The 20,745-nt window shown below is 58.8% G+C and carries 22 protein-coding genes and 2 pseudogenes; 21 read left to right on the top strand and 3 right to left on the bottom strand.

The features are described 5' to 3' along the window. The first annotated feature begins 88 nt into the window (after positions 1–88). The 20 genes from AABA51_RS09745 to AABA51_RS09835 all read left to right on the top strand — a co-directional run bounded on the left by AABA51_RS09745 (position 89) and on the right by AABA51_RS09835 (position 17,926). Positions 89–1,723: a polysaccharide biosynthesis PFTS motif protein gene (locus AABA51_RS09745; RefSeq protein WP_338271573.1), complete on the top strand. Its 1,635-nt coding sequence runs from the start codon at positions 89–91 to the stop codon at positions 1,721–1,723. After that, the gene (locus tag AABA51_RS09750) at positions 1,720–2,523 is read left to right on the top strand and encodes a class I SAM-dependent methyltransferase (protein WP_338271574.1); all 804 of its coding nucleotides are present in this window, start codon (positions 1,720–1,722) and stop codon (positions 2,521–2,523) included. The genes AABA51_RS09745 and AABA51_RS09750 overlap by 4 nt, the downstream gene beginning before the upstream one ends. Positions 2,524–2,660: 137 nt before the next feature. Beyond that, the gene (locus tag AABA51_RS09755) at positions 2,661–3,578 is read left to right on the top strand and encodes an SDR family oxidoreductase (protein WP_338271575.1); all 918 of its coding nucleotides are present in this window, start codon (positions 2,661–2,663) and stop codon (positions 3,576–3,578) included. Further along, on the top strand, positions 3,575–4,747 hold the full coding sequence (gene pseC, locus AABA51_RS09760; protein WP_338271577.1) for a UDP-4-amino-4,6-dideoxy-N-acetyl-beta-L-altrosamine transaminase: 1,173 nt from the start codon (positions 3,575–3,577) through the stop codon (positions 4,745–4,747). Before AABA51_RS09755 ends, pseC begins: the two co-directional genes overlap by 4 nt. Further along, positions 4,744–5,640 carry an aldo/keto reductase gene (locus tag AABA51_RS09765; protein WP_338271578.1) on the top strand — a complete coding sequence of 299 codons (897 nt, stop codon included), beginning with the start codon at positions 4,744–4,746 and terminating at the stop codon, positions 5,638–5,640. The genes pseC and AABA51_RS09765 overlap by 4 nt, the downstream gene beginning before the upstream one ends. Then, complete coding sequence (locus AABA51_RS09770; RefSeq protein ID WP_338271579.1) at positions 5,625–6,653, top strand: N-acetylneuraminate synthase family protein; 1,029 nt, start codon at positions 5,625–5,627, stop codon at positions 6,651–6,653. Before AABA51_RS09765 ends, AABA51_RS09770 begins: the two co-directional genes overlap by 16 nt. Beyond that, positions 6,653–7,426, top strand: coding sequence for a hypothetical protein (locus AABA51_RS09775; protein WP_338271581.1), 774 nt, complete (start codon positions 6,653–6,655; stop codon positions 7,424–7,426). Before AABA51_RS09770 ends, AABA51_RS09775 begins: the two co-directional genes overlap by 1 nt. An 86-nt stretch (positions 7,427–7,512) precedes the next feature. Next, on the top strand, positions 7,513–8,763 hold the full coding sequence (locus AABA51_RS09780; protein ID WP_338271582.1) for an aminotransferase class III-fold pyridoxal phosphate-dependent enzyme: 1,251 nt from the start codon (positions 7,513–7,515) through the stop codon (positions 8,761–8,763). 5 nt (positions 8,764–8,768) lie between these two features. Beyond that, entirely contained in the window at positions 8,769–9,848 is a 1,080-nt protein-coding gene (gene pseG, locus AABA51_RS09785; protein ID WP_338271583.1) for a UDP-2,4-diacetamido-2,4,6-trideoxy-beta-L-altropyranose hydrolase, read from the top strand. Positions 9,849–9,889: 41 nt separating this feature from the next. After that, positions 9,890–10,795 (top strand): class I SAM-dependent methyltransferase, encoded by a 906-nt coding sequence (locus tag AABA51_RS09790; protein ID WP_338271585.1) that lies wholly within the window; start codon positions 9,890–9,892, stop codon positions 10,793–10,795. Between the two features lie 14 nt (positions 10,796–10,809). Next, positions 10,810–11,517, top strand: a complete 708-nt coding sequence (locus AABA51_RS09795) for a metallophosphoesterase family protein (protein WP_338271587.1) — start codon at positions 10,810–10,812, stop codon at positions 11,515–11,517. Then, positions 11,514–12,461: an ATP-grasp domain-containing protein gene (locus AABA51_RS09800; RefSeq protein ID WP_338271588.1), complete on the top strand. Its 948-nt coding sequence runs from the start codon at positions 11,514–11,516 to the stop codon at positions 12,459–12,461. The genes AABA51_RS09795 and AABA51_RS09800 overlap by 4 nt, the downstream gene beginning before the upstream one ends. Before the next feature lie 9 nt (positions 12,462–12,470). Continuing rightward, positions 12,471–13,520 carry a pseudaminic acid synthase gene (gene pseI / locus AABA51_RS09805; protein WP_338271589.1) on the top strand — a complete coding sequence of 350 codons (1,050 nt, stop codon included), beginning with the start codon at positions 12,471–12,473 and terminating at the stop codon, positions 13,518–13,520. Further along, positions 13,517–14,044 carry a GNAT family N-acetyltransferase gene (locus AABA51_RS09810; protein ID WP_338271590.1) on the top strand — a complete coding sequence of 176 codons (528 nt, stop codon included), beginning with the start codon at positions 13,517–13,519 and terminating at the stop codon, positions 14,042–14,044. The genes pseI and AABA51_RS09810 overlap by 4 nt, the downstream gene beginning before the upstream one ends. Positions 14,045–14,133: 89 nt before the next feature. Beyond that, a complete protein-coding gene (gene kdsA / locus AABA51_RS09815; protein WP_338271592.1) occupies positions 14,134–15,021 on the top strand; it encodes a 3-deoxy-8-phosphooctulonate synthase in 888 nt (295 codons plus the stop codon). Beyond that, positions 15,002–15,433, top strand: coding sequence for a CBS domain-containing protein (locus AABA51_RS09820; RefSeq protein WP_338271594.1), 432 nt, complete (start codon positions 15,002–15,004; stop codon positions 15,431–15,433). The genes kdsA and AABA51_RS09820 overlap by 20 nt, the downstream gene beginning before the upstream one ends. Positions 15,434–15,457: 24 nt before the next feature. Continuing rightward, a complete protein-coding gene (locus AABA51_RS09825; RefSeq protein ID WP_338271596.1) occupies positions 15,458–16,399 on the top strand; it encodes a hypothetical protein in 942 nt (313 codons plus the stop codon). A gap of 15 nt (positions 16,400–16,414) precedes the next feature. Further along, on the top strand, positions 16,415–17,272 hold the full coding sequence (locus AABA51_RS09830; protein WP_338271597.1) for a class I SAM-dependent methyltransferase: 858 nt from the start codon (positions 16,415–16,417) through the stop codon (positions 17,270–17,272). A gap of 209 nt (positions 17,273–17,481) precedes the next feature. Continuing rightward, on the top strand, positions 17,482–17,724 hold the full coding sequence (locus AABA51_RS17135; protein WP_425328840.1) for a hypothetical protein: 243 nt from the start codon (positions 17,482–17,484) through the stop codon (positions 17,722–17,724). Between the two features lie 73 nt (positions 17,725–17,797). After that, positions 17,798–17,926 carry a hypothetical protein gene (locus tag AABA51_RS09835; protein WP_338271600.1) on the top strand — a complete coding sequence of 43 codons (129 nt, stop codon included), beginning with the start codon at positions 17,798–17,800 and terminating at the stop codon, positions 17,924–17,926. A gap of 89 nt (positions 17,927–18,015) precedes the next feature. On the opposite strand, the gene AABA51_RS09840 is transcribed toward AABA51_RS09835, so the two are convergent. The 3 genes and pseudogenes from AABA51_RS09840 to AABA51_RS09850 form a co-directional block, all read right to left on the bottom strand. Next, on the bottom strand, positions 18,016–18,927 hold the full coding sequence (locus tag AABA51_RS09840) for an acyltransferase (protein ID WP_338276515.1): 912 nt from the start codon (positions 18,925–18,927) through the stop codon (positions 18,016–18,018). Positions 18,928–19,122: 195 nt separating this feature from the next. After that, a complete protein-coding gene (locus tag AABA51_RS09845) occupies positions 19,123–19,971 on the bottom strand; it encodes an NAD-dependent epimerase/dehydratase family protein (protein ID WP_338271601.1) in 849 nt (282 codons plus the stop codon). A gap of 279 nt (positions 19,972–20,250) precedes the next feature. Continuing rightward, positions 20,251–20,532: pseudogene (locus tag AABA51_RS09850) on the bottom strand (transposase); the annotation flags it as partial. A 1-nt stretch (position 20,533) separates the two neighbouring features. Here AABA51_RS09850 and AABA51_RS09855 point away from each other — a divergent pair. Continuing rightward, positions 20,534–20,707: pseudogene (locus AABA51_RS09855) on the top strand (integrase core domain-containing protein); the annotation flags it as partial. Between the last annotated feature and the right edge of the window lie 38 nt (positions 20,708–20,745).

Below are 20,745 nucleotides of genomic sequence, written 5' to 3' on the forward strand. Positions count from 1 at the left end.
ATCAAGGTCATGGCCTTGGCAACGACGATCTGCCCACCCTAGCTTCACACTTTACATTTCATGGCGGACAGGCAAGAAGCCGCGCGACATGAAGCCCGGCCTTCTGAACCCAATCTCGGCCCTGTTGCGACGACGCCACCTGCGCCGGTTGCTTGTGCTTCGCCGTGCTTGGCAAGAGGTGATCGATGGACCTGATCCCGATGCCGCCTCGCGCGTCGCGTCAGAGTTGTCACTTCATCGCGTGCCGGTCCCGCGCTGGCTGCTTCTGCTCTCGGGGCTGCCGCGTGAACTTGATGGCGCTGTCGAGATTACCTTACGGCAGGCTTTCCTCACGCAGTTATATTCCCACCTCCTCCCCGGCCTCCTCCTTCTCGTAACGGATCGGGCGGTCGCGCTTCCGATACCTGCCGCTTGGCATGCGCCCCTTCTGGCGCATGGCTTTCCGCTCCGGACCCGAGGATCTGCCTGGCTCTGCGGCGGGATGGCGGTGACCGGACTGGCGCGCGGGATGCGGCAGATCATGCGCACCCTCATTTCGGCATCGCGGGGGCGCTTGTGGGCGGCACCGGGAGCCCCTTACGATGTGGCGGTCGAGCTGCCCGCAAGCTTCCTGCGCGGCACTGTTCACAATGCCGACTACAACTTTTCCGACTGGCTTCAACGCAGAGCGCCAGAAGGCGGGCTGTGGCTGCATAGCAACAGACGAGTGCCTGAAAAAGGACGCAAGATTGCTGAGTCGCCCTTGCCCGACTTTCCGGACCTGAGCGCGCGCGCGGCCTTTGGTTTCTCGGCGCTGCGCCTGACAGTTGGGGCAATGGTCGGATTGCTCTTCGCGCGCCCAGAGGGCGCCATTATCCTGCCGGAGACGGTTATGCTCGCCCATGCCCGGGCGGTTGGAGTCGATCGCCTCGCCCGGAACTACTATTTCGAAAATTCGCGTTGGTTTTCACGTCCGCTGTTTACCCGCTGGGCGGCGGGCGCTGCTGGATCACGGGCTGTGCTGGCGTTTTACTCCACCAATACGGACGAATGCCTTCGCCTTGCCCCGTCGGATCGGATGCCCTGTTTCACTCCCGGATATCAGAGCATGGATTGGGACCGTTATCTGGTCTGGGACGACCACCAGGCCGATCTTCTCTCGGCCTGGGGTCACGAAAGGTTGCGCGCCTGTGTTGTCGGACCGGTTCCGCTTACCGATAGCACAGCCGACCTTCCACATATCCCGCAACGCAGCGTCGCTGTCTTCGATGTCGCGCCCTTGAGGCCCGCCGGACTCGCCGCGATCGGTCTGGTTTCGGAATATTATCGCGACAGCATTGCAGCAGCTTTCCTCGATGATCTCCGCGAGCAATCACGTCACGCGGGTATCACGCTGGTCCTCAAACAGAAGCGAGAACGCAAAAGCAGCGCCCCCCCCCTTTACGAGGCCGCCTTGCGCAGGATGCAAAACGCCCCTCATGCGATCATCGTCGACCCGCAGATCAGCGCCGCGCGCGTGGTCGCAGCCTGCGCTGCGACCGTGTCCATGCCCTTTTCCAGCCCGTCGCTGATCGCGGCGCGGGAAGGCAAGCCGGCAATCTTCTATGATCCAACTGGTCGGCTGATCGCTTCGTCCCGCCAAGCTCATGGCCTTAATCTGATTCAGGGAACCGATGCGCTCGGGCATTGGCTGCAAGGAACCGTATCGGCGGGGATGGCCGCTCCATCGGGAGAAAATGAATGACGCTGGGAAAGTATCTCGATCCGAAACGGTATCTGCGCAGATTGCGCCAAGCCCGCGCTCTAAGAAGCTATGACTTGGCAAGCATAGACCGCGAGGAGCGGATCAAGTTTCAAACCCTGGGCCTTGATCCCGATGCCGCGCGCCCGCATCTCGACGCCGCACTGGCAAGCTTGGGAAGCAAATCCTACGATGATCTGACAGGGACCGACTCGGTTCACTGGCTGGTGTTTGCGGCGCTCAGCCTTTCGCCGCAAGCAACATCAATCAACAGAATACTTGAGATCGGCACATTCCGCGGCAAAACGGCCGCCCTGCTCAAGGTCCTGTTCCCCCATGCTCGTGTGACAACCCTCGATCTGCCGACGTCGGATCCGATCATGCAACAGACGTATCGGCGTGACACACCCGAACAACTTGCAGAGTATCGCGCGACGCGTGACGCGCGCGTAAAGCATGGAGGCATTGAATTCGTCGAAGCGAATTCATTCTTTTTGCCCGGACGGACGCCTGGACCATTCGACCTGATCTGGATGGATGGAGGGCATCTCTATCCAGAGGTGGCATGGGATTTCTGCAATGCTTGGCATGCGTGCCGAAGCGACGGAATACTGATGTGCGATGACATCATCCCAGACCCGCGCGGGCGTGATGCCTACGCCTCGGACGAAAGCCACAAAGTGATTTCTTATGTTGCGCTTCGAACCGGCATTTCGCCGGTGTACTTGCTCAAGAGAAGAAATCCGGCATGGTCGGCCGATCCCACGACACGCAAATTCGTCGCAGTCATCCGCAGGCCCTGAGAGGGTTCGCCTGAAGCAGCCGCCTTGCGCCACTTCCGACTTTCAGCATATCCAAACAACATGAATCGGAATGAAAAGCGTCAACCTGCCCCTGCCTGCACGGACGAGCCCGAGGTGCAGAAAACGGACGGATTCGGGTGAACGGCCTACCAATTCTTGTCACCGGCGGAGCGGGTCTTCTGGGCCTGCACTGGGCTGCAGCATGCCGGGAAGGGCACCCGGTGACGCGCACACTCCATCAACGCAATCTCCCTCTCGATGGCACATCTGCCGTCTTGCTGGATCTCTCTGATCCTGACGCCCTGGACAGGGCCCTCGGCGCCGCGCGCGTCGGATGCGTTGTTCATACCGCAGGCCTCACCAGCGTCGAACGCTGTGAGCAAGACCCGGGAGCAGCCGAACACCATAACGTCAAGATCGCAGCTTGCGTCGCTGCCGCCGCGGAGCGCGCCGGGGCGGCGATGATCCACATATCGACCGATCACCTTTTTGACGGCAAAGCCGAGGCCTATGACGAGGATAGCCCCGTCTCGCCGATCAATGTTTATGGGGCGACGAAGGCACGCGCGGAAGAGGCTGTACTTCGCGCACATCCCCGGGCCCTCGTGTTACGGACGAATTTCTATGGGTGGGGACCACGTCATCGCCCCTCCTTCAGCGACTGGGTGCTTGACGCTCTCAGGCAAGACCGATCCCTGCGCCTCTTCACGGACATACGATACACGCCGATTCACATCTCGGCCCTGATCGAGATCGGTATGCGACTTTGGGCCACGGGACAGTCGGGCATCTTCCATGCAGTAGGCGACGACGTTCTAAGCAAGTACGCTTTCGGCGTGCATCTGGCCAAGGCATTCGGCCTGCCAACCAATCGAATTGAAGCTGCCCGCCTCGCCGACGAAACTGAACTTGTCCGCCGCCCCCTGTCGATGGCACTTTCCAACAGCCGCCTGCACAAAGCGCTCGGGCAGAGTCCGGGCAGCCTATCAAATCAACTGTCTCTCCTGCGTCATCAGGAGACCACCCCAGCGATCACGGAGATCCGCAACCTATGATTCCCTACGGTCGCCACCACATAGATGCGGACGATATTGCCGCGGTCGTGGACATCCTGACCGGCAAGCCGCTGACCCAAGGTCCGATGATCGAGGCCTTCGAGGCCGCTGTTGCCGATTACGTCGGGGCCCGATATGCGGTTGCGGTGTCCAGTGGCACCGCCGCGCTGCACCTAGCAGCGATGGCAGCGGACGTTGGGCCCGGGCGCTGTCTCGTGACGTCGCCAATTACCTTCGTCGCAAGTGCGAATGCAGCACTCTATTGCGGCGGACACGTGGCCTTTGCAGATGTGGATCCGCGCAGCGTTAACATGTCACCAGAGGCGCTGGGGGCGACCCTGCTGCGTCACCCGGAGACATCCGCTATTGTTCCGGTCCACTTTGGCGGATTGCCCTGCGACATGGAGTCGATCCGCGACCTTGCCCGCACGAGCGGCGCTCGTGTGATCGAGGACGCAGCGCACGCCTTGGGCGCGCGGCACGCTGACGGCGCACAGGTCGGAAGTTGCACCCACTCGGACATGACCTGCTTTTCCTTTCATCCTGTCAAGGCCATCGCTGCGGGCGAAGGCGGCATGATCACGACCAACGACCCTGCCCTTTATCGACGGCTCCTGCGCATCCGCAGCCACGGGATCAACAAGTTGGACGACCCGTTCCAACTGCCCGAAGCAGCCACCGAGGACGGCCAGCCCAATCCTTGGTATTACGAGATGCAGGAACTCGGCTACCATTACAGAATAACCGACATTCAATGCGCTCTGGCGCTCTCGCAAATGAAGAAACTGGACGCCTTCATCGCTCGAAGAAGGACCCTTGCCAGCGTGTATGATGCAGCCTTTGCGGGTTTTTCGAACCTTCGGCCGGGGCAACCCGACGGGCGGGATCGTTCGGGCCTGCACGTCTATGTGTTGCGAATCGATTTCGCCGCAATCGGAAAGTCGCGCGGGCAGGTCATGCGCGAGCTGCGCGCGCGCGGCGTGGGCAGTCAGGTGCACTATATTCCCGTCACGATCCAGCCGCATTATCGCAAGATGGGCTTTGTCGCGTCCGATTGCCCTGCCGCGATGAGCTATTACGAGCAGGCCCTTTCCATCCCGCTGTTCTTCGATCTAACCGATGAGCAGCAGGCAGAGGTCATCGCTGCCCTTCGCGACGTTGTGGGATGAAGATTGCCGTCGGAACCGCCCAGTTCGGGCTGCCCTATGGCATTGCCAACAGGGCCGGCAAGACCCCGCGCGACGTTGCTGCATCAATCTTGGCGCGGGCAAAAGCGGCGGGAGCTCGGGTCCTCGACACTGCGATCGCCTATGGCGATGCAGAGACCGTACTCGGGGAAATCAACGCGGCTCAGGACGGCTGGCAGATCGTCAGCAAACTGCCGGCGTTGCCTGCCGATCTGCACCCTCGCGAGGTCGAAAACTGGTGTCGAGCGACGATCAACGCCTCTTTGGGTCGTTTGCGGACCGATCATCTCTGCGGTCTACTGCTTCATCGCCCTGATGACTTGCTGGGCCCGAAAGGTCCGGCCCTGGCAAACGCGCTGATCGCTCTGCGCAACGAGGAGATCGTCCACGCGACGGGGCTTTCCATCTATGGGCCTGACGACCTCGACGCCTTGCTGCCCGGAGGGCCTGCCGGCGCCCCCATTCCACTGGACCTTGTCCAGTCACCCGCAAGCCCGCTGGATCGCAGGCTGGAACAATCGGGCTGGGCGGAGAGGTTGGTGCAATCTGGCACGCGCATCCATCTTCGCTCTGTCTTCCTGCAAGGCCTTCTGGTGATGCCCCTCTCGCAAGTGCCGCACCGCCTGTCGCATGGCACTTCGGACCTTCAAAGGTGGCACGATTGGCTGACCAGGGAGCGGGTCGATCCGGTGACGGCAGCCTTGCACTTCGCCCTGTCGCGTTCCTATGCCGAATACGTCGTCCTGGGCATGGACAGTTCTGAGCAACTGGAGCAGATACTCAACGCAACACAGATGCATTTCGTGATCCCGCCCGCCGATCTTCAAAGCACGAACTCCAACCTCCTCGATCCCAGAAAATGGACCGCACCGTGACCCAAACCGATGGCAGCAAGATTGAGATCATCGCCGAACTGGCACAGGGTTTCGAGGGCAAGCCGATGCAGGCGTCCCTCCTGATCAAGGCGGCGGCGCGGTCCGGCGCAGACGCTGCAAAGTTGCAGATGGTGTTTGCAGACGAACTCGCGACGCCCGGGTACAAATATTACGACCTGTTTCGTTCACTTGAAATGAGCGACGAGGTTTGGGCTGGTCTGGTCTCCGAGGCGCGAGCTTACGGGATCGACCTACAGGTCGATATCTTTGGTCGACGCAGTCTTGCTCTTGCCGAAAAGATCGGCATCCGCACGGTCAAGCTTCATGGCACCGACATTGGTAATCCCGGCTTGCTTCGCGATGTCGCAGCGAGCGGCATCAATCGTGCACTGCTCGGTGCCGGCGGTGCGCATCGAGACGAGATTGCATCGGCCCTGGATATTCTCGCCGCCAAACAGGTGGTGGTGCTGCTTGGCTTTCAGGCCTATCCGACACCGACCGAAACAAACCAGATCGACAGAGTCCGCAGCCTTGGGGATGAATTCAAAGGCCGTTCGGGCCTGTCCATCGGCTTTGCCGATCATGCCGATCCGGAGAGCCCGCTTCGACTCGCGCTCGCAAGCGCAGCAGTTGGGGCTGGGGCAACGGTGATCGAAAAGCACCTGACGCTTGGCAGGAACATGGAGATCGAAGACTTCGAATCGGCGCTGAACCCGGATCAGTTCCAGGAATTTGTCGCCACCTTGCGCGGCGTGGCACAGGCTATGGGCGCCACCTCGGCTTCGGATGACTACGGCATGTCTGATGCTGAACTCGGTTATCGCAAAATGATCCGCAGGCACGTGGTTGCCGCCCGAGATCTCGCCGCCGGCGAAGTCATTTCGCCAGAGGAAATCGTACTCAAACGTGCCGATATCGAAGATCCGATCACTTCTCCGCTCGAAGTCATCGGTCGCAAATTGATTGCCTCGATCAAGGCCAACAGTGCCTTGACCCGCAGCGACATGGAGTGATGAACGTGACACGCCGGCTCGTCGCCGTCATCGCCTGCCGCAGTCAGGGCAGCCGCCTCTACGGCAAACCAGTTCAAAATCTCGACGTGAGCAAAGGGGTCCGCATACTGGACAATATTGTCGACTGCCTTTCAAGCTTGCCACAGATCGACGAGATCGTGCTGGGCATCGCGGAGGGAGACGAGAACTCGGTCTATAGGCGCTTCGCCGAAGAGCGCGGGCTGCGTTTCGTGATCGGGGATGAAGTGGATGTCCTGGGGCGCCTCGTCGCTGGCGGACGGCTCGCAGGGGCAACCGACATTTTCCGGGTCACCAGCGAAAGCCCTTTTCCCTTCTTCGAAGCTGTGCCCGCCGCATGGACGACATACCTCAACTCGGGGGTGGACGCGCTGTTCCTTGACGACATCGTTGATGGCTGCGGTTTCGAGATCATATCACTTGCCGCATTGGAAACATCGCATCGTGAAGGAGAGGAGCGACATAGATCGGAACTTTGTACACTCTACATGCGGGAAAACAACAAACGATTCCAGATACTCCGGATCAGCGGCCCGCCAGAGCTCAATCGAAAGGATCTGCGATTGACGGTCGACAATCCCGAGGATCTGGTGGTCGCACGTGCAGTCTATCAGGCCTTTGTACAGCAGGCACCGCGCATCCCGTTAGGGCACGTTGTTCGTTTCCTTGACGCGAATCCATCCCTCATCGCCTTGACCGCTCCCTTCGCCGAGGTCGGATACAAGACGATGTATGTCTGGGGAAAACAGCAATGACGTCATCCTCCAACCGCCCATCCGCAACTGCCGGAACCGGTCAGGCACTTTGGCGACGCGCCAAGCAGATCATCCCTGGCGGCAACATGCTGCTGTCAAAACGGGCAGAAATGCTGTTGCCCGAACACTGGCCGGCCTATTTCAGCCGCACCTCAGGCGCGACGGTCTGGGATATGGACGGCAATCCGTTCACCGACATGTTCCTCATGGGTGTCGGAACCAACACTTTGGGCTACTCACACCGCGAAGTCGACGCCGCCGTCCTGAAGGTCGTGCAGGACGGCAACCTTTCGACCTTCAACGCACCTGAAGAAGTCTGGCTTGCAGAACGCCTGATCGCGATGCATCCCTTCGCGGACATGGCCCGGTTCTGCCGCACCGGCGGCGAGGCGAATGCTGTCGCCGTTAGGATCGCCCGCGCAGCATCGGGACGCGACAAAGTGGCATTTTGCGGATATCATGGTTGGCATGACTGGTATCTTGCCGCGAACCTTGCACAAGGCGAGATGCTGGCGGGCCACTTGCTGCCTGGCCTTGAGCCCAATGGTGTTCCAAAAGAGTTGGCAGGGTCTGTCCGCCCATTCCCCTACAATGACATCGCGGCATTCGACGAAGCCGTTTCGGACCCCGAGGTGGGCGTGATCTTCATGGAAGTGTCGCGCAATGCGGGCCCCAACCCGGGCTATCTGGAACATATCCGCGACATGGCGACCCGCAAGGGCATCGTCCTTATCTTCGACGAATGCACCAGCGGCTTCCGCGAGACTTTCGGTGGGCTCTACCTGAAGTATGGTGTCGAACCCGATATGGCGGTGTTCGGCAAGACCATCGGAAATGGCTACGCCATCACCGCGATACTTGGCCGCCGCGCCGTCATGGAGGCAGCGCAGACAACCTTCATCTCCTCTACTTTCTGGACGGAACGGATCGGCCCTGCCGCCGCGCTTGCCACACTCGATGTGATGCAGCGGGAAAGATCGTGGGAGCGCATAACAGCCACTGGCAACGCCATTCGCGACCGATGGACCCAACTCGCCGCCGAGGTCGGGATCACGCTTGACCACTGGGGCTTGCCTGCCTTGTGCGGCTTCACCATCCGCAGCCCCCATGCACAAGCCTACAAGACGCTGATCACGCAAGAAATGCTCGGGAAAGGCTGGCTTGCGGGCAATTCGATCTATTGCTCTCTCGCACATGACGAGACGACCGTGAACCGCTATTTCACCGATCTGGCCGAGGTCTGGGCCAAGGTCGCAAAATGCGAGTCGGACGGAACGGACCCGGCAACTTTGTTGGACGGCCCGGTCGCCCATAGCGGCTTCCGCCGTCTGAACTGACGAAGATGCGCGTCGCCTTCCGCGCGGATGGCGCAAGCCACATGGGCGGCGGGCACATAACGCGCTGCCTGGCGCTGGCCAATGCGCTTGGCGCAAACGGGGCCAAATGCCGATTTCTGAGCCGCCATCTGACGGACACCCTCGCCCAACGGATACGCGACGCGGGGCATGATTTAGCAATGCTGCCCACCCGCCCGATCGAGGTTGAGAGCGGGCCACTCGCACCACCCCATGCCGATTGGCTCGGGACAACATGGCGCGACGATGCGACGGATACTGCCGCCGCACTCAAGGAGACATGTGATTGGCTGATCGTCGATCACTATGCGATCGATGCCCGCTGGCACACCGCCCTCAGAGCGAGGGCACGGAACATCCTCGTCATCGACGATCTGGCCGATCGACCGCTGTCTTGCGATGCGCTGCTTGATCCGAACTACCGCCCTCGGGGAGACAACCCTTTCGCCACCAAGCTTCCCGCAGGCTGTCTGCACCTTTCGGGACCACGCATGGCGCTCCTCGACCTAGCTTTCGCAAGAGCCCATCTTCGTGCGCAGGTCCGTAGCACGGCGCGACGTGCCTTCGTCTATCTCGGCACTACCCCTGCCGGCCTCCACATCCCCGTGCTCGATGCTCTTTGCGAAACCGACCTGACTGCCGATCTTGTCTGCGCGTCCGCCGTCGCGGCGGATCCCCGCGTGTCAGCACATCCAGCCATCCTGTCGGGGCGCGTGAGTCTTCACGGCCCGCAACCGACGCTTCTTCCCTTCATGGAGAAAGCCGACTTGGCAGTGGGCCCGATAGGCACCTCGACCTGGGAGCGTTGCACCGTTGGCCTGCCGACGATCGCGGTTACCATTGCCGCAAATCAGGAAAGGATCGCAGCAAACCTAGCCGAAGACGGCCTTGTCATTTTGATAGGCCCATTGGAGAAAGTCCGAGACCAAGATTACCTTTTGGCGCTTCAAAAGCTTACGCAACCGGATTGCCTGAGCCTGATGTCCCAGCGCAGTCTTGCACTCTGCGACGGGCGCGGGGTACAGGTGCTAACGGATGTGCTTGTTGGCAATTCACGGGGCGTCTAACCTGTAGCAAAGATTGATCTCGTCGCAGAGGGACGCGCGTCATGGTCTGGAGCAATGTGGAATTCGAAGGCCTCGCTCCAGAGGGCGTCGAGCGGACGGAAGATGGTTATTGGCGAGTAAAGAGCCCGCCCTCCCCGGAAGATCTGGCTGCCTACTATGCAAAGCGCTACTACCAAGAGGCGCGTGGCAGCTATGAACAGAGCTACAGCGCCGAGGAACTCCGGCATATCCGGGGAAAAATCGCCTTGCGCTGGACGATAGTGACCGATGGCAGAAAGGATCCCGGCCGTCTTCTGGATGTCGGCTGCGGCGAAGGCTTCGTCCTCGCGCATGGAGCGGAGGCTGGGTGGGACGTTCGAGGGCTGGACTTCAGCGATGCCGGATTGCGAAGCCAAAATCCACGAATGCTTGATCGCCTCACCACAGGCGACCTGTTCGTTAATCTTGAGAATGAAATTGCACGTGGCGAACGATATGAAGTCGTATGGCTGCAGAACGTTCTCGAGCATGTGATTGACCCGTTGCGTCTGCTTGAGCGACTGAAGACTCTCACCATGCCTGGCGGGCGACTGGTTGTCACGGTTCCGAACGACTTTTCGCGGCTCCAGCATCTCGCCCTGACTACCGGCCGCATCGACCGCAATTTCTGGGTCGCCCTGCCCGACCATCTCAGCTATTTCAGTGCCGACAGCCTGCGGCGCGTCTCGGAAAAGACGGGTTGGAGCTGTCGCAACCTCCTTGCCGATTTTCCGGTTGATTGGTTCTTGTTCAACGATCAGTCGAATTATGTGGCGGACCCGACCAAGGGAAAATCAGCGCATCATGCGAGGATCGCGCTGGAAAACCTTATTCTCGAAGCAGATCCTCCCAGGATCCAGAACTTTTTTGAAAGCCTTGCCGATATGGGGATGGGCCGTGATCTGACAGCCTTCCTTGAACCTGTCTGACCCGCCGAGGACCGATGAAAATCCTTGTCCTTTCGGACATTCACGGGAATGCCACCGCGCTTGAGGCCGTGCTGCGTGCGGCAGCCTCGCGAGGTGCGGAGCACATCATCAACGCGGGCGACCTGATAGGCTATTACCACCAACCCGAGCGCGTCCTTTCGCTGTTGGCAGAATGGCCCATGGATTGCGTTCGTGGAAACCATGAGAACATGTTACAACGCGCAATAAAGGACCCTGCATTCCTTGCCGATTGCACAGCGCGCTATGGAAGTGGCCTTGCCCGGGCGATCGAATGGCTACGTCCAGCGCAAATCGAATGGCTTTTGGATCTCCCCGCCATCACGCAGTTCCAACGAGGTCGGTTTAGAGTCCTGCTTGCACACGGCACGCCAAAGGATGTGGATGAATATCTCTATCCAGACGCCTCCGAGGAAAAGCTTGAACAGGTCGAAGCTGCCTGCGGTCAGGGCGTCGACTTGCTGGTCCTCGGCCATACGCATTACCAGAAACTCTGGGATCGCTCTGCGCTGCGCATCCTGAACCCCGGCTCCGTCGGCCAACCGCGAGACCGCGTCCCCGGTGCAGCATGGGCCTTACTCGATACCGAAAGTGGAGAGATTGACTTGTATCGGCAAGCCTATGATAGCGTTCCAGTCGCGGACGCGGCTCGGCGCCTTGATCCCGCGCAGCCCTATCTTTGGACGGTCCTGGAACGTCGATGACAACAGTCTTCATCACAGCAATCGGAGGCGATGTGGCGCAAGGCGTTGCACGCGTCATCCGCGAATGTCGCCCGGACTGGCGGATCGTTGGGGCCGACATGGGGAACCACCATGGCGGCAGTCACTTTGTCGATCGTCTACTTGTCGCCCCTTCGGCAAACGATCCTGGCTATTCCGAATGGCTCGGAGCACATTTGGAGCGGGAGGGCGTCACCTATTGCATCCCGATCAACGAGGCCGAGATCGAGAAGGTCGTCGCGCTGCCCTCTCCACTGCGCGTCGGGACGCATATGGTGAGCGCCGGAAGCAAGGCTGTTTCGGTCGCTGCCGACAAGGTCAAGACGGCGCGCTTCCTTGCCAGCCTCGGCATACCAGCACCATGGGTGGCCGAACGAGCCGAGGATGTGCCGCCAGACGCATTTCCTTGCATCTGCAAGCCTCGGGCTGGGGCTGGCTCCCGGGCCGTTTTCATCTGTACAGACGCTGAAGACGCGCGCTTTCTGCAAGCCCGTCATCCCGGATCCATGTTTCAAGAGCTGCTGCTCCCCGACGATGCCGAGGTGACTGTCGCGGTCTTTCGGGACAGGCTGGGCGCAACCGCGATGCTGCAATTGCAGCGGCGCCTCGTGAGCGGTGCGACAGCATGGGCCGAGGTAATTGACGACCCGTCGGTCACAGAACAATGTCTGCGGATCGCAGAGGCGTTGGATTTGCGTGGCGCGATCAACGTCCAATTGCGGCGGACCGCTGATGGACCCCGCGTTTTCGAGATCAACGCGCGCTTTTCATCCACGGCGCTGATGCGCCACCGCCTCGGCTTCTCGGATGTGATCTGGGCACTCGATGATTTGTCAGGGTCACCGGTCACCACAAGCCACCCAAGACCCGGCCAAAGGATCGCCCGAATACAGGATGCTGTGATCCTGCAAACCGCAATCCTCTGAAAGCATGACATGACAATCACCATTGGCCCCCACTCCGTCGGCCCCCGACATCGCCCCTTCATCATTGCCGAGATGTCGGGAAACCATAACCAGTCCCTCGAACGCGCACTGGCCATCGTGGATGCCGCCGCCGCCTCGGGAGCGCATGCGTTGAAGCTGCAGACTTACACTGCCGACACGATCACCTTGGACGTGCGGGGTGGAGAATTCGACATCGAGGATGCAGCCAGCCTCTGGAAGGGGCGCAACCTGCACGACCTCTATCGCGAAGCCTCGACCCCATGGGAATGGCACGCCGCGATCATGGAACGGGCGAAGAGTCACGGTATGGCCTGCTTCAGTTCCCCCTTCGACGAGACGGCCATCGACTTTCTCGAAACCCTTGATGTTCCGGCCTACAAGATCGCCTCTTTCGAGAACATCCACCTTCCGCTGATCCGCAAGGCCGCCTCCACCGGCAAGCCGCTCATCATTTCCACGGGCTTGGCAAGCCTCGCTGAACTGGACGAGGCCGTGACAGCCGCGCGCGACGCCGGCTGTCGCGACCTTATCTTGCTGAAATGCACCTCAACCTATCCCGCCACACCCACCAACACCAACATTGCCACCATCCCAAACATGCGGGATGTCTTCAGCTGCCAGATCGGTCTTTCGGATCACACGATGGGCGTTGGGGTCGCGGTCGCGGCGGTCGCCCTCGGCGCGACGGTGGTTGAAAAGCACTTCACCCTGTCACGCGCCGAAGGAGGTGTCGATAGCGCCTTCTCGCTGGAACCATCCGAACTCGCTTCACTGGTAACAGAAACGGAACGCGCCTGGCAGTCCCTTGGGCAGGTCACCTATGGGCCGACCGAAGCCGAGAAGAAATCTCTCGTCTTTCGGCGCTCCCTGTATGTCGCAGAAGATATGAAGACAGGTGATAAATTCGACCGCAGCAATCTGCGCATCGTACGACCGGGCCTCGGCCTGCCGCCGAAACTCATTGACAACATCCTCGGCAAGCGCATTACGCGAGACACCCGCAAGGGCACGCCCCTTGCTTGGGATCTGATCGGGTGACCGGGACGATGTGGGATGATGTAGATATCCGATCCGCACGATTCCACTTGCGCCCGATCCGTGAGGATGATGTGACGCAGCGCTATCTTGACTGGTTTTCAGGTCGAGGTGCTGCTCAAATCTCACGTCATCCCGGGTCCTTGGATGCACTTCGCGTCTATGTCCGCGAGCGCAGAAATCGTCCGGATGTCCTTTTCCTTGCAATTCGATTTGCAGAAACCGGTTTACATATCGGAAACCTCAAGTTCGAACCGATCGACCATGAGCGTGCGGGGGCAGTCATGGGCATCTTCGTGGGTGATGAATCGTGGCAAGGAAAAGGTGTAGCGACGGAAACCATTCGCGCTGCAGCAGACTGGCTGCATGACCGACTGGGCTTGCGTTACCTCTGGCTTGGTGTGGCCAACGACAACCTCGCTGCCCTACAAGCCTATCAACGAAGTGGATTTGTGAAGAAGATCAGCCCATTGATCCCCGACAACCCGGATATCCATACCATGGAACTGGAACTATGGCGCCGTTAATCCCCGTAACAATCGGCAGGGGTTGAAATTCAGTCAAGTTAGGGGCATGCACCAGCCGAGGGCATCGCCCTAAAGTGCCGATCGGAGGAATGGTGACCACGGACAAAATCGTAGAAGTCGGTTATGGCAATGTCGCCCGCGTTCGGATCGGCAAGGGGCTTCCGCTTGCCTACATCGGCGGGCCTTGTGCAATCGAATCCCGCGACCACACGTTTCGAATGGCCGAGGCCATAGGCGAAATTTGTCGCACATTAGAGATCCCATGGATATTTAAGGCTTGCTACGACAAAGACTGCCGCTCCTCTGCGGACAGTTTCCACGGTGTCGGCCTTGAGGAAGGTCTCCGGATCCTTGCCGATGTGCGCGATGCCTTTGGTATCCCCGTAGTGTCGGACTTTTCCGATCCTGCTTGGGGTCCTGCAACGGGCGAAGTTTGCGACCTTGTGCAGGTGCCAGCCTATCTTTGCCGACAGACTTCGGTCCTGCGCGCCGCCGCCAAGACGGGCCGTCCGGTTCATCTCAAGAAGGGACAGTTCATGTCCCCTTGGAACATGAAGAATTCCGTCCGCAAGCTTGAAGCTTTTGGCTGCGTCGGAACACTCCTCGCGGATCGCGGCACCTTTTTCGGCTACAACATGCTGGTCAACGACATGACCTGCTTCCCGATCATGGCCCGCACGGGCTGTCCTGTCTGCTTTGACGCAACCCATTCGATCCAGATGCCGACATCCATGGGCAATGTCTCGGGCGGGCAACGTGAGTTCATTCCCGCGCTCGTTCGCGCAGCTGTGGCTTGCGGCGTTCAGGCGCTTTTCATGGAAACCCACGACAATCCCGCAAAGGCATTGTCCGACCCGAACACGGTGCTGGACATCAAGCATCTGAAATTCGTGCTCGCACAGGCCAAGCGCGTTCATGAAACCCGGCTCAGCCTCTTGCAGGAATTCGGAGAAGACAATGTCCACACCGGTCAGTGAGCAGCGCCGCGTTTCGGATGTCGCCCTTGGTCTGGACCGTTTTCCGGTCCTGCGCCCGAACGATCTGTTGAAGACCGCACTGGAACAGATGACCGCGAAGCGCCTCGGCATCGTTTGCATCACGAATGAAGCCGGGCTGCTTGAGGGCATCTTCACGGACGGAGACATCCGCCGCCATCTGTTGACTGTCCAGCGCCCCTTTGCAGCCCTCTTTTCCGACGATATCATTGATCACGCCCAGCGCAAGCCGACGACGGTGCCGGGAGACAGTTCCCTGCGCGCCGCGCTGGATGTGATGGCGCGACTGCAAATCTGGGACCTCCCGGTGGTTGATCCCGCAGGGCGGCTGATCGGCCTGCTGCATCTTCACCCACTCGTCGAGGCGTTGATGACCGCCTCCAACCAAGACTGAAACCGCAAGACAGGGGAAACAGGAATGCTGAACGAAGCACTTGAAGTCCTCGGCCGCCTCGGTCGCGCGGCTGATGCCGGGCGCATTGCTGCCGATGAGACTCGGGAAAAACTGGATCACCTGCGCGAACACGGATATGTCGCCTTCGATCATCTCGTGGGCACCGAGCACCTTGCAAAGATGCAGGCGGACTACAGGGACCGCCTTGAACGGCAGCTTGATTTCGACACCCCGACCCTTGCGCAATCAAAGATTGACCCGGTCCGCGACGCCGACCTGATCAAGTCGAACTTCTTCGGAACCCCTGCGCAACTCGCCGCGCGTGGGCTGACCTTCGACAAAAGCGACATACAATCCTACGAACAGGCGGTGCGCGAGTTTCGCCCTTCGACCCTCACAACCCGGATGCCGGATACCGCTGAATGGTTCGGCCTCTGGCTAGACCCCAAGATGCTTCCGGTGATCGAAGGTTATCTTGGCTTTGTCCCGGTTCTTGAAGAAGCCTTCATCCGCCGCAACTATCCGTCGGATTTCGTGGTGATGAACCATGCATGGCATCGTGATACCAACCACAGTCGTCACCTGTTGAAAGCTTTCTTCTTCCTCAACGACTGCACCTTGCGCAACGGACCGCATCACTACATCGCCGGCACGATTAAGGACCGACGCCTCGACGGAGGAAGCTACTTCAGCGAAGAAGAGGTCCGCGCGCTCTATCCGGCTGGCTCGGCCCGCGACATTGTCAGCGTCGTTCCTGCCGGGACGATCATCCTCGAAGACACACGTGGCCTGCACAAGGCGGGAATCCCGGACGAAGGTTATCGCGACCTCGGCTTTGCGACCTTCCTGCCACCAATCGCGCTGCGCCGCCGCCCGGCCCTGTATCGGATGTCGCGCAGCACCTATACGCGCCTTACCCAAGAGCAGCGTCGTTATATCCCGCCGCAGGTCGTGCCGGCCTCTTGAGGCGGGGCAATCGTGATGGGACATCATCTGTTCAATCGAGTGACCCGTCGTTTCGCGCGGCTGACCTTCCCCTTTTTCGAGCGGGTCTTCAACCTACACATCACCCCGAACGACTACTATTCGCCGATTCCTTCGGTCAAGGATTTACCAACGGACATTTATGATCGCCGCTTCGACATGGGCGGCGTGGACATGAACCTGTCAGGTCAGACTGCATTCCTGCGCGATGTGCTTCCTCTGTATCTTTCGGAATTCACACCGAAGCAGAATGGCGGCTTGTCGCTGGCGGATGCCTATGTGCTCTACGCGCTCATCCGCCATCGCAAACCAAGCCGGATGGTCGAGATCGGGGGTGGCGACAGCACCTTCATCTCCATGGCCGCCATCGAACGCAACAGGGCCGAGGGTCACCCGTGCCATTTCACCTGCATCGAACCTTATCCGCGCGATTTCCTGACCCGCGCCACATGGCCCGATTACCGCCTCGTGGTTGAAAAGGTACAAGACGCCGACCTTTCGATCTTTGCCGATATTGACATGCTGTTCATCGACTCCAGCCACGTCAGCAAGATCGGCAGCGATGTCAATCACGAGATGTTTGAGATTCTTCCCCGGATGAAACCCGGCAGCCTGATCCACTGGCACGACATCGTCATCCCGACGAACTATTGGCGTGACTGGACGACAAACGGCACGCAATTCTGGAACGAAAGCTACCTCCTCCACGCATTCTTGATGTTCAACGCCGAATTCAGGGTGGTTTGGGCGGCCCGCTGGTTCAACCTGGAGCATCCCGACGCGCTCGCAGCCACCCTGCCGTTCCTTGAGCCGTCTCACCGGCTGACATCGTTCTGGGTGGAGCGGGAAAAATAGAGCCGCCAATCATGTTTGAACGGATATACCAATCAATCGGATTCAGGTTTGCGAAGTTTCTTCGCCCTTTTCTTGCAAGGTCACCTCTTATTTGGGGTGACCGAGATCGGCTGGTTCTTGGGAAGAACGTACACCTCGTTGATGCTGTCATTAACCTTCGCTCTGGAAGGGTGGTGATTGGGGACTATACTTTTCTCGGGCATGGCGTGATGCTGCTGACAGGTAAGCATGATTATCGCAGCAGAAACGACGAACGCCAAAAGAATGTGACGTCGTCAGGCAATGACATCATCATCGGGAAAAGTGTCTGGATTGCCTCAGGCGCCATCATTTCCGCGCCCTGCAATATTGGGGACAATGCTGTTATTGGAGCGGGATGTGTAATCTCTGGAGATATACCAGAGAACTCGATAACTACCGGCTCCAGACCGATCTCGACAAGACCAATATAGTAGCAAAAATAGCAAACTTTTCGTCAAGAGAGAGGTCCTAAGCCACCCTGACTGCCGTCGCGTCTATGTCGAAGTGATCGAAAATTTCCATGAGCAGGCCTCCAAGGTGACCGAAGTCTGCAAGGACTGCGGCTTCACCTTGCAGGAAAGCACGGCGGAAAGCTTCACAAGCAACCAGATCTGGACCAAGCCGCTGCGCTAGTCACAAAAACCAGCCAGCTGCCGGTTTCGTGGACACAAAGATAAGATCTCGGGCGTTTGAGCCCGATCGGCCGCCAGCCCACAATCCTGTCAATGGGCATGGCCCTCGGCCCGATAGATGTTCACCAGCGGCCGCTCCATCAGTATGAACGACAGCCATGCGAGGAATAACGAAATCGAAAACGTTGCAAGCAATGAATCTTGCAGTGGCGCCCACAAGTTCAGAAGGAGCCCGTGCCAAGCGTATAGTCCATAGGCAAGGCACCCGATCACCATCAACGCCTTCATGACAGGACCGGCGGGTACGGAGATGCGTTCAAGGATTGCATGTGCGCGCAAGAGTGCCACCAGCGCCACAATCGTGGAAATGGGGCCGAAATACCACCAAAATCTCGCTGGGTAGGTCAACGAACATATCATCAGGCAGACGATGGCCAGAGCCACCAAGGGCACCAGGCGGGCAAAATGGGCTTTGGGCGGGCTCTCCGTGTTCTGGCGCGCCGCCAGAATACCGGTCAGGAAGAACATCATGACTGATGGCAAGGTCCTGAGATCAATTGTAGATCCGAAAACAAACAAAAGCGCTACAAGTGATCCAAGTCCGAGGACCAGCCAGCGTCGCGACGAAACGACAAGTAGCCAGCAGATCAACGGAGCAAGGACATAGAACTGTATTTCGATGCCCAGCGTCCAGAATATTCCGACCGGGTAGTTCAGGTGGTTGTACTGAATGGAAAAAAATGCAGAAAGAAGATCCCCCCAGTTTAGTTCCCAGGGTATCACACCTGCAAGGCAAGCGAAAACAGCAAGCAGCGACACCAGCCAAAACAGCGGCATGATCCGCATCGCCCTGCAGCGATAGAAATGCATGACTCCGGAAAGCGTGAAAGCATACCGGTTCGAGAAAAATCCAAAACCGATTACATAACCAGACAAGCCAAAGAACATCCAGACTGACGCCCGCCCCGGAAAATTCAGCGCCTGCAGAAACCCGCCTTCCAGTCGTCAACCCAGGACGTGCCAGAACACAACGCTTGAGGCGAAGAAACCCCGCAGAATAAGCGACAAATCGATGGTGTCAGGGGTCCTGATGAACGGTGTCATGTGATCCACTTGGACTTCGAGCGACTGTCTTGAGCGAGCGATGGGGACAAAAGAGGACGGTTGTCCGAGTCTTACGATGAATGTGGTGGGCCCTCAGACCGAGGAAAAATAATCCCGCGCCTCTCGTTCGATTGCCACTGCGAGATTTTCGGCGGTTTCCATTTTTTCTGTAGTGATGCATATGTCATGCTCTACAGCATATGGAACGGATATATCATCGCTGCTTTCACCCGGTTTTTCAATCCGGGCAATCGCATCGCACAATTCGGGGATCGATGCGCATCCCCTGTCTGCAAAGTCGACGATGCCAAGCGGCTCTCTTGCTGCAGCCTCGCTCAGTGCCATTGCAGCAGCGCTGCGGCTCACCATGGAAAATCGATGCGCGGGGAAGGTATCGGGGTTCTTGGAACTGATCGCAAGTTGGCACAGCTTCTGGAAACGGCCCGAGTAATCGTCCGAAGAGAAAATGAACGGGAAACGGAACACCGTGGAAATATCCCTGAGCGGTGAATTGCTCAGAACGTGCTCCATTTCGATTTTTCGCCGCGTGTAGCCGTCCATTTCAACCGAGGGGAGCGGCAGATCAATCCAGCGCTCCTTAAACTCGGCATGTTCAAAATAGTTGTATACGAAAAAGCTCGATACTGTGATGTAGTGATATGTCTGCGACAGCAGGCCATACTGATGGGCCAGAACAAGCCCTTCGCTATCGTCTTTCGCAAAATTCACCATATCAATGACGATTTCGGGGCGGAAAGTCTCAAAGACCTCATAGAGCCTCGATTGGTCCTTTCGGTCGCAGACGAAATGTGAATGGTGGTAGTCTGGGGTTTCATTCCTGCTCAGCGTTCGCACGTCACGCTGCGGATCCTCTTGCCGCAACAACGTGCACAAGCTGGAACCCACATATCGCGTTCCCCCCAAGACCAGAATTTTCGTCATTGCGGCAAGTCCTCAAGTGGCGATTTCAAGGGAAAGAAACTTCACATTAAGTGCCTGGTTTTCAAGTCACGATGGGCTGCGTTCATCGGCATCATTGATTGGCTAAAGGTCGCAGCGCGTGCCTTCAGCGTTATCTTGCGAAGTCTCGGCGCACAATGATCGTTCTTCCGGCCGGGTGCATCGATTATCCGACTTCGACCGCGCTTCCAAAGGGCCTTGCTCGGCCGCGGGGCAAGGACTGGAGTGTGGAGCTATGATCGAAAGTTGGTGACGTTTTGATCAGGCGGCTTTGCTTTTGTGCTTGATCCCGTCGCGGAACTCAATCCCTTCGATGATTTCAGGCAGGCGATTTTGACCATCGCACTTGCGCCCCTTCTTCTTGGCTGACAGCATCAACTGGTGCGTCATCGCCAGTGCCGTCTGGCGGCTCAGGCAGCCCTTAGTCTTGGTTGTTCGGTGCCGGACGGTCGCGAAGGTTCTTTCGATCGGGTTCGTCGTTCTGATGTGCTTCCAGTGCTCGACTGGAAAATCATAGAGCGCCTGCAAATCGGCGCGGTCTTTGGTCGAGCGTTACAACCGGACGGTCCGCCACGCATGGCTGGACATCCACATCTTTGAAACCATCGAGGAGGTGCAGCAGATCGCAATTGAATGCCTATGGACCTATAACAACGAACGCCCCAACATGGGCATCGCAGGCGTCACGCCTGCCATGAAGCTGAAAATGGCTGCGTGAGTTCTACGGTCGCGCCCCATTAAAACGGGGAGGATTAC

It is taken from the genome of Roseicyclus marinus (genome assembly GCF_036322625.1).
GTDB lineage: Bacteria > Pseudomonadota > Alphaproteobacteria > Rhodobacterales > Rhodobacteraceae > Roseicyclus > Roseicyclus marinus_A.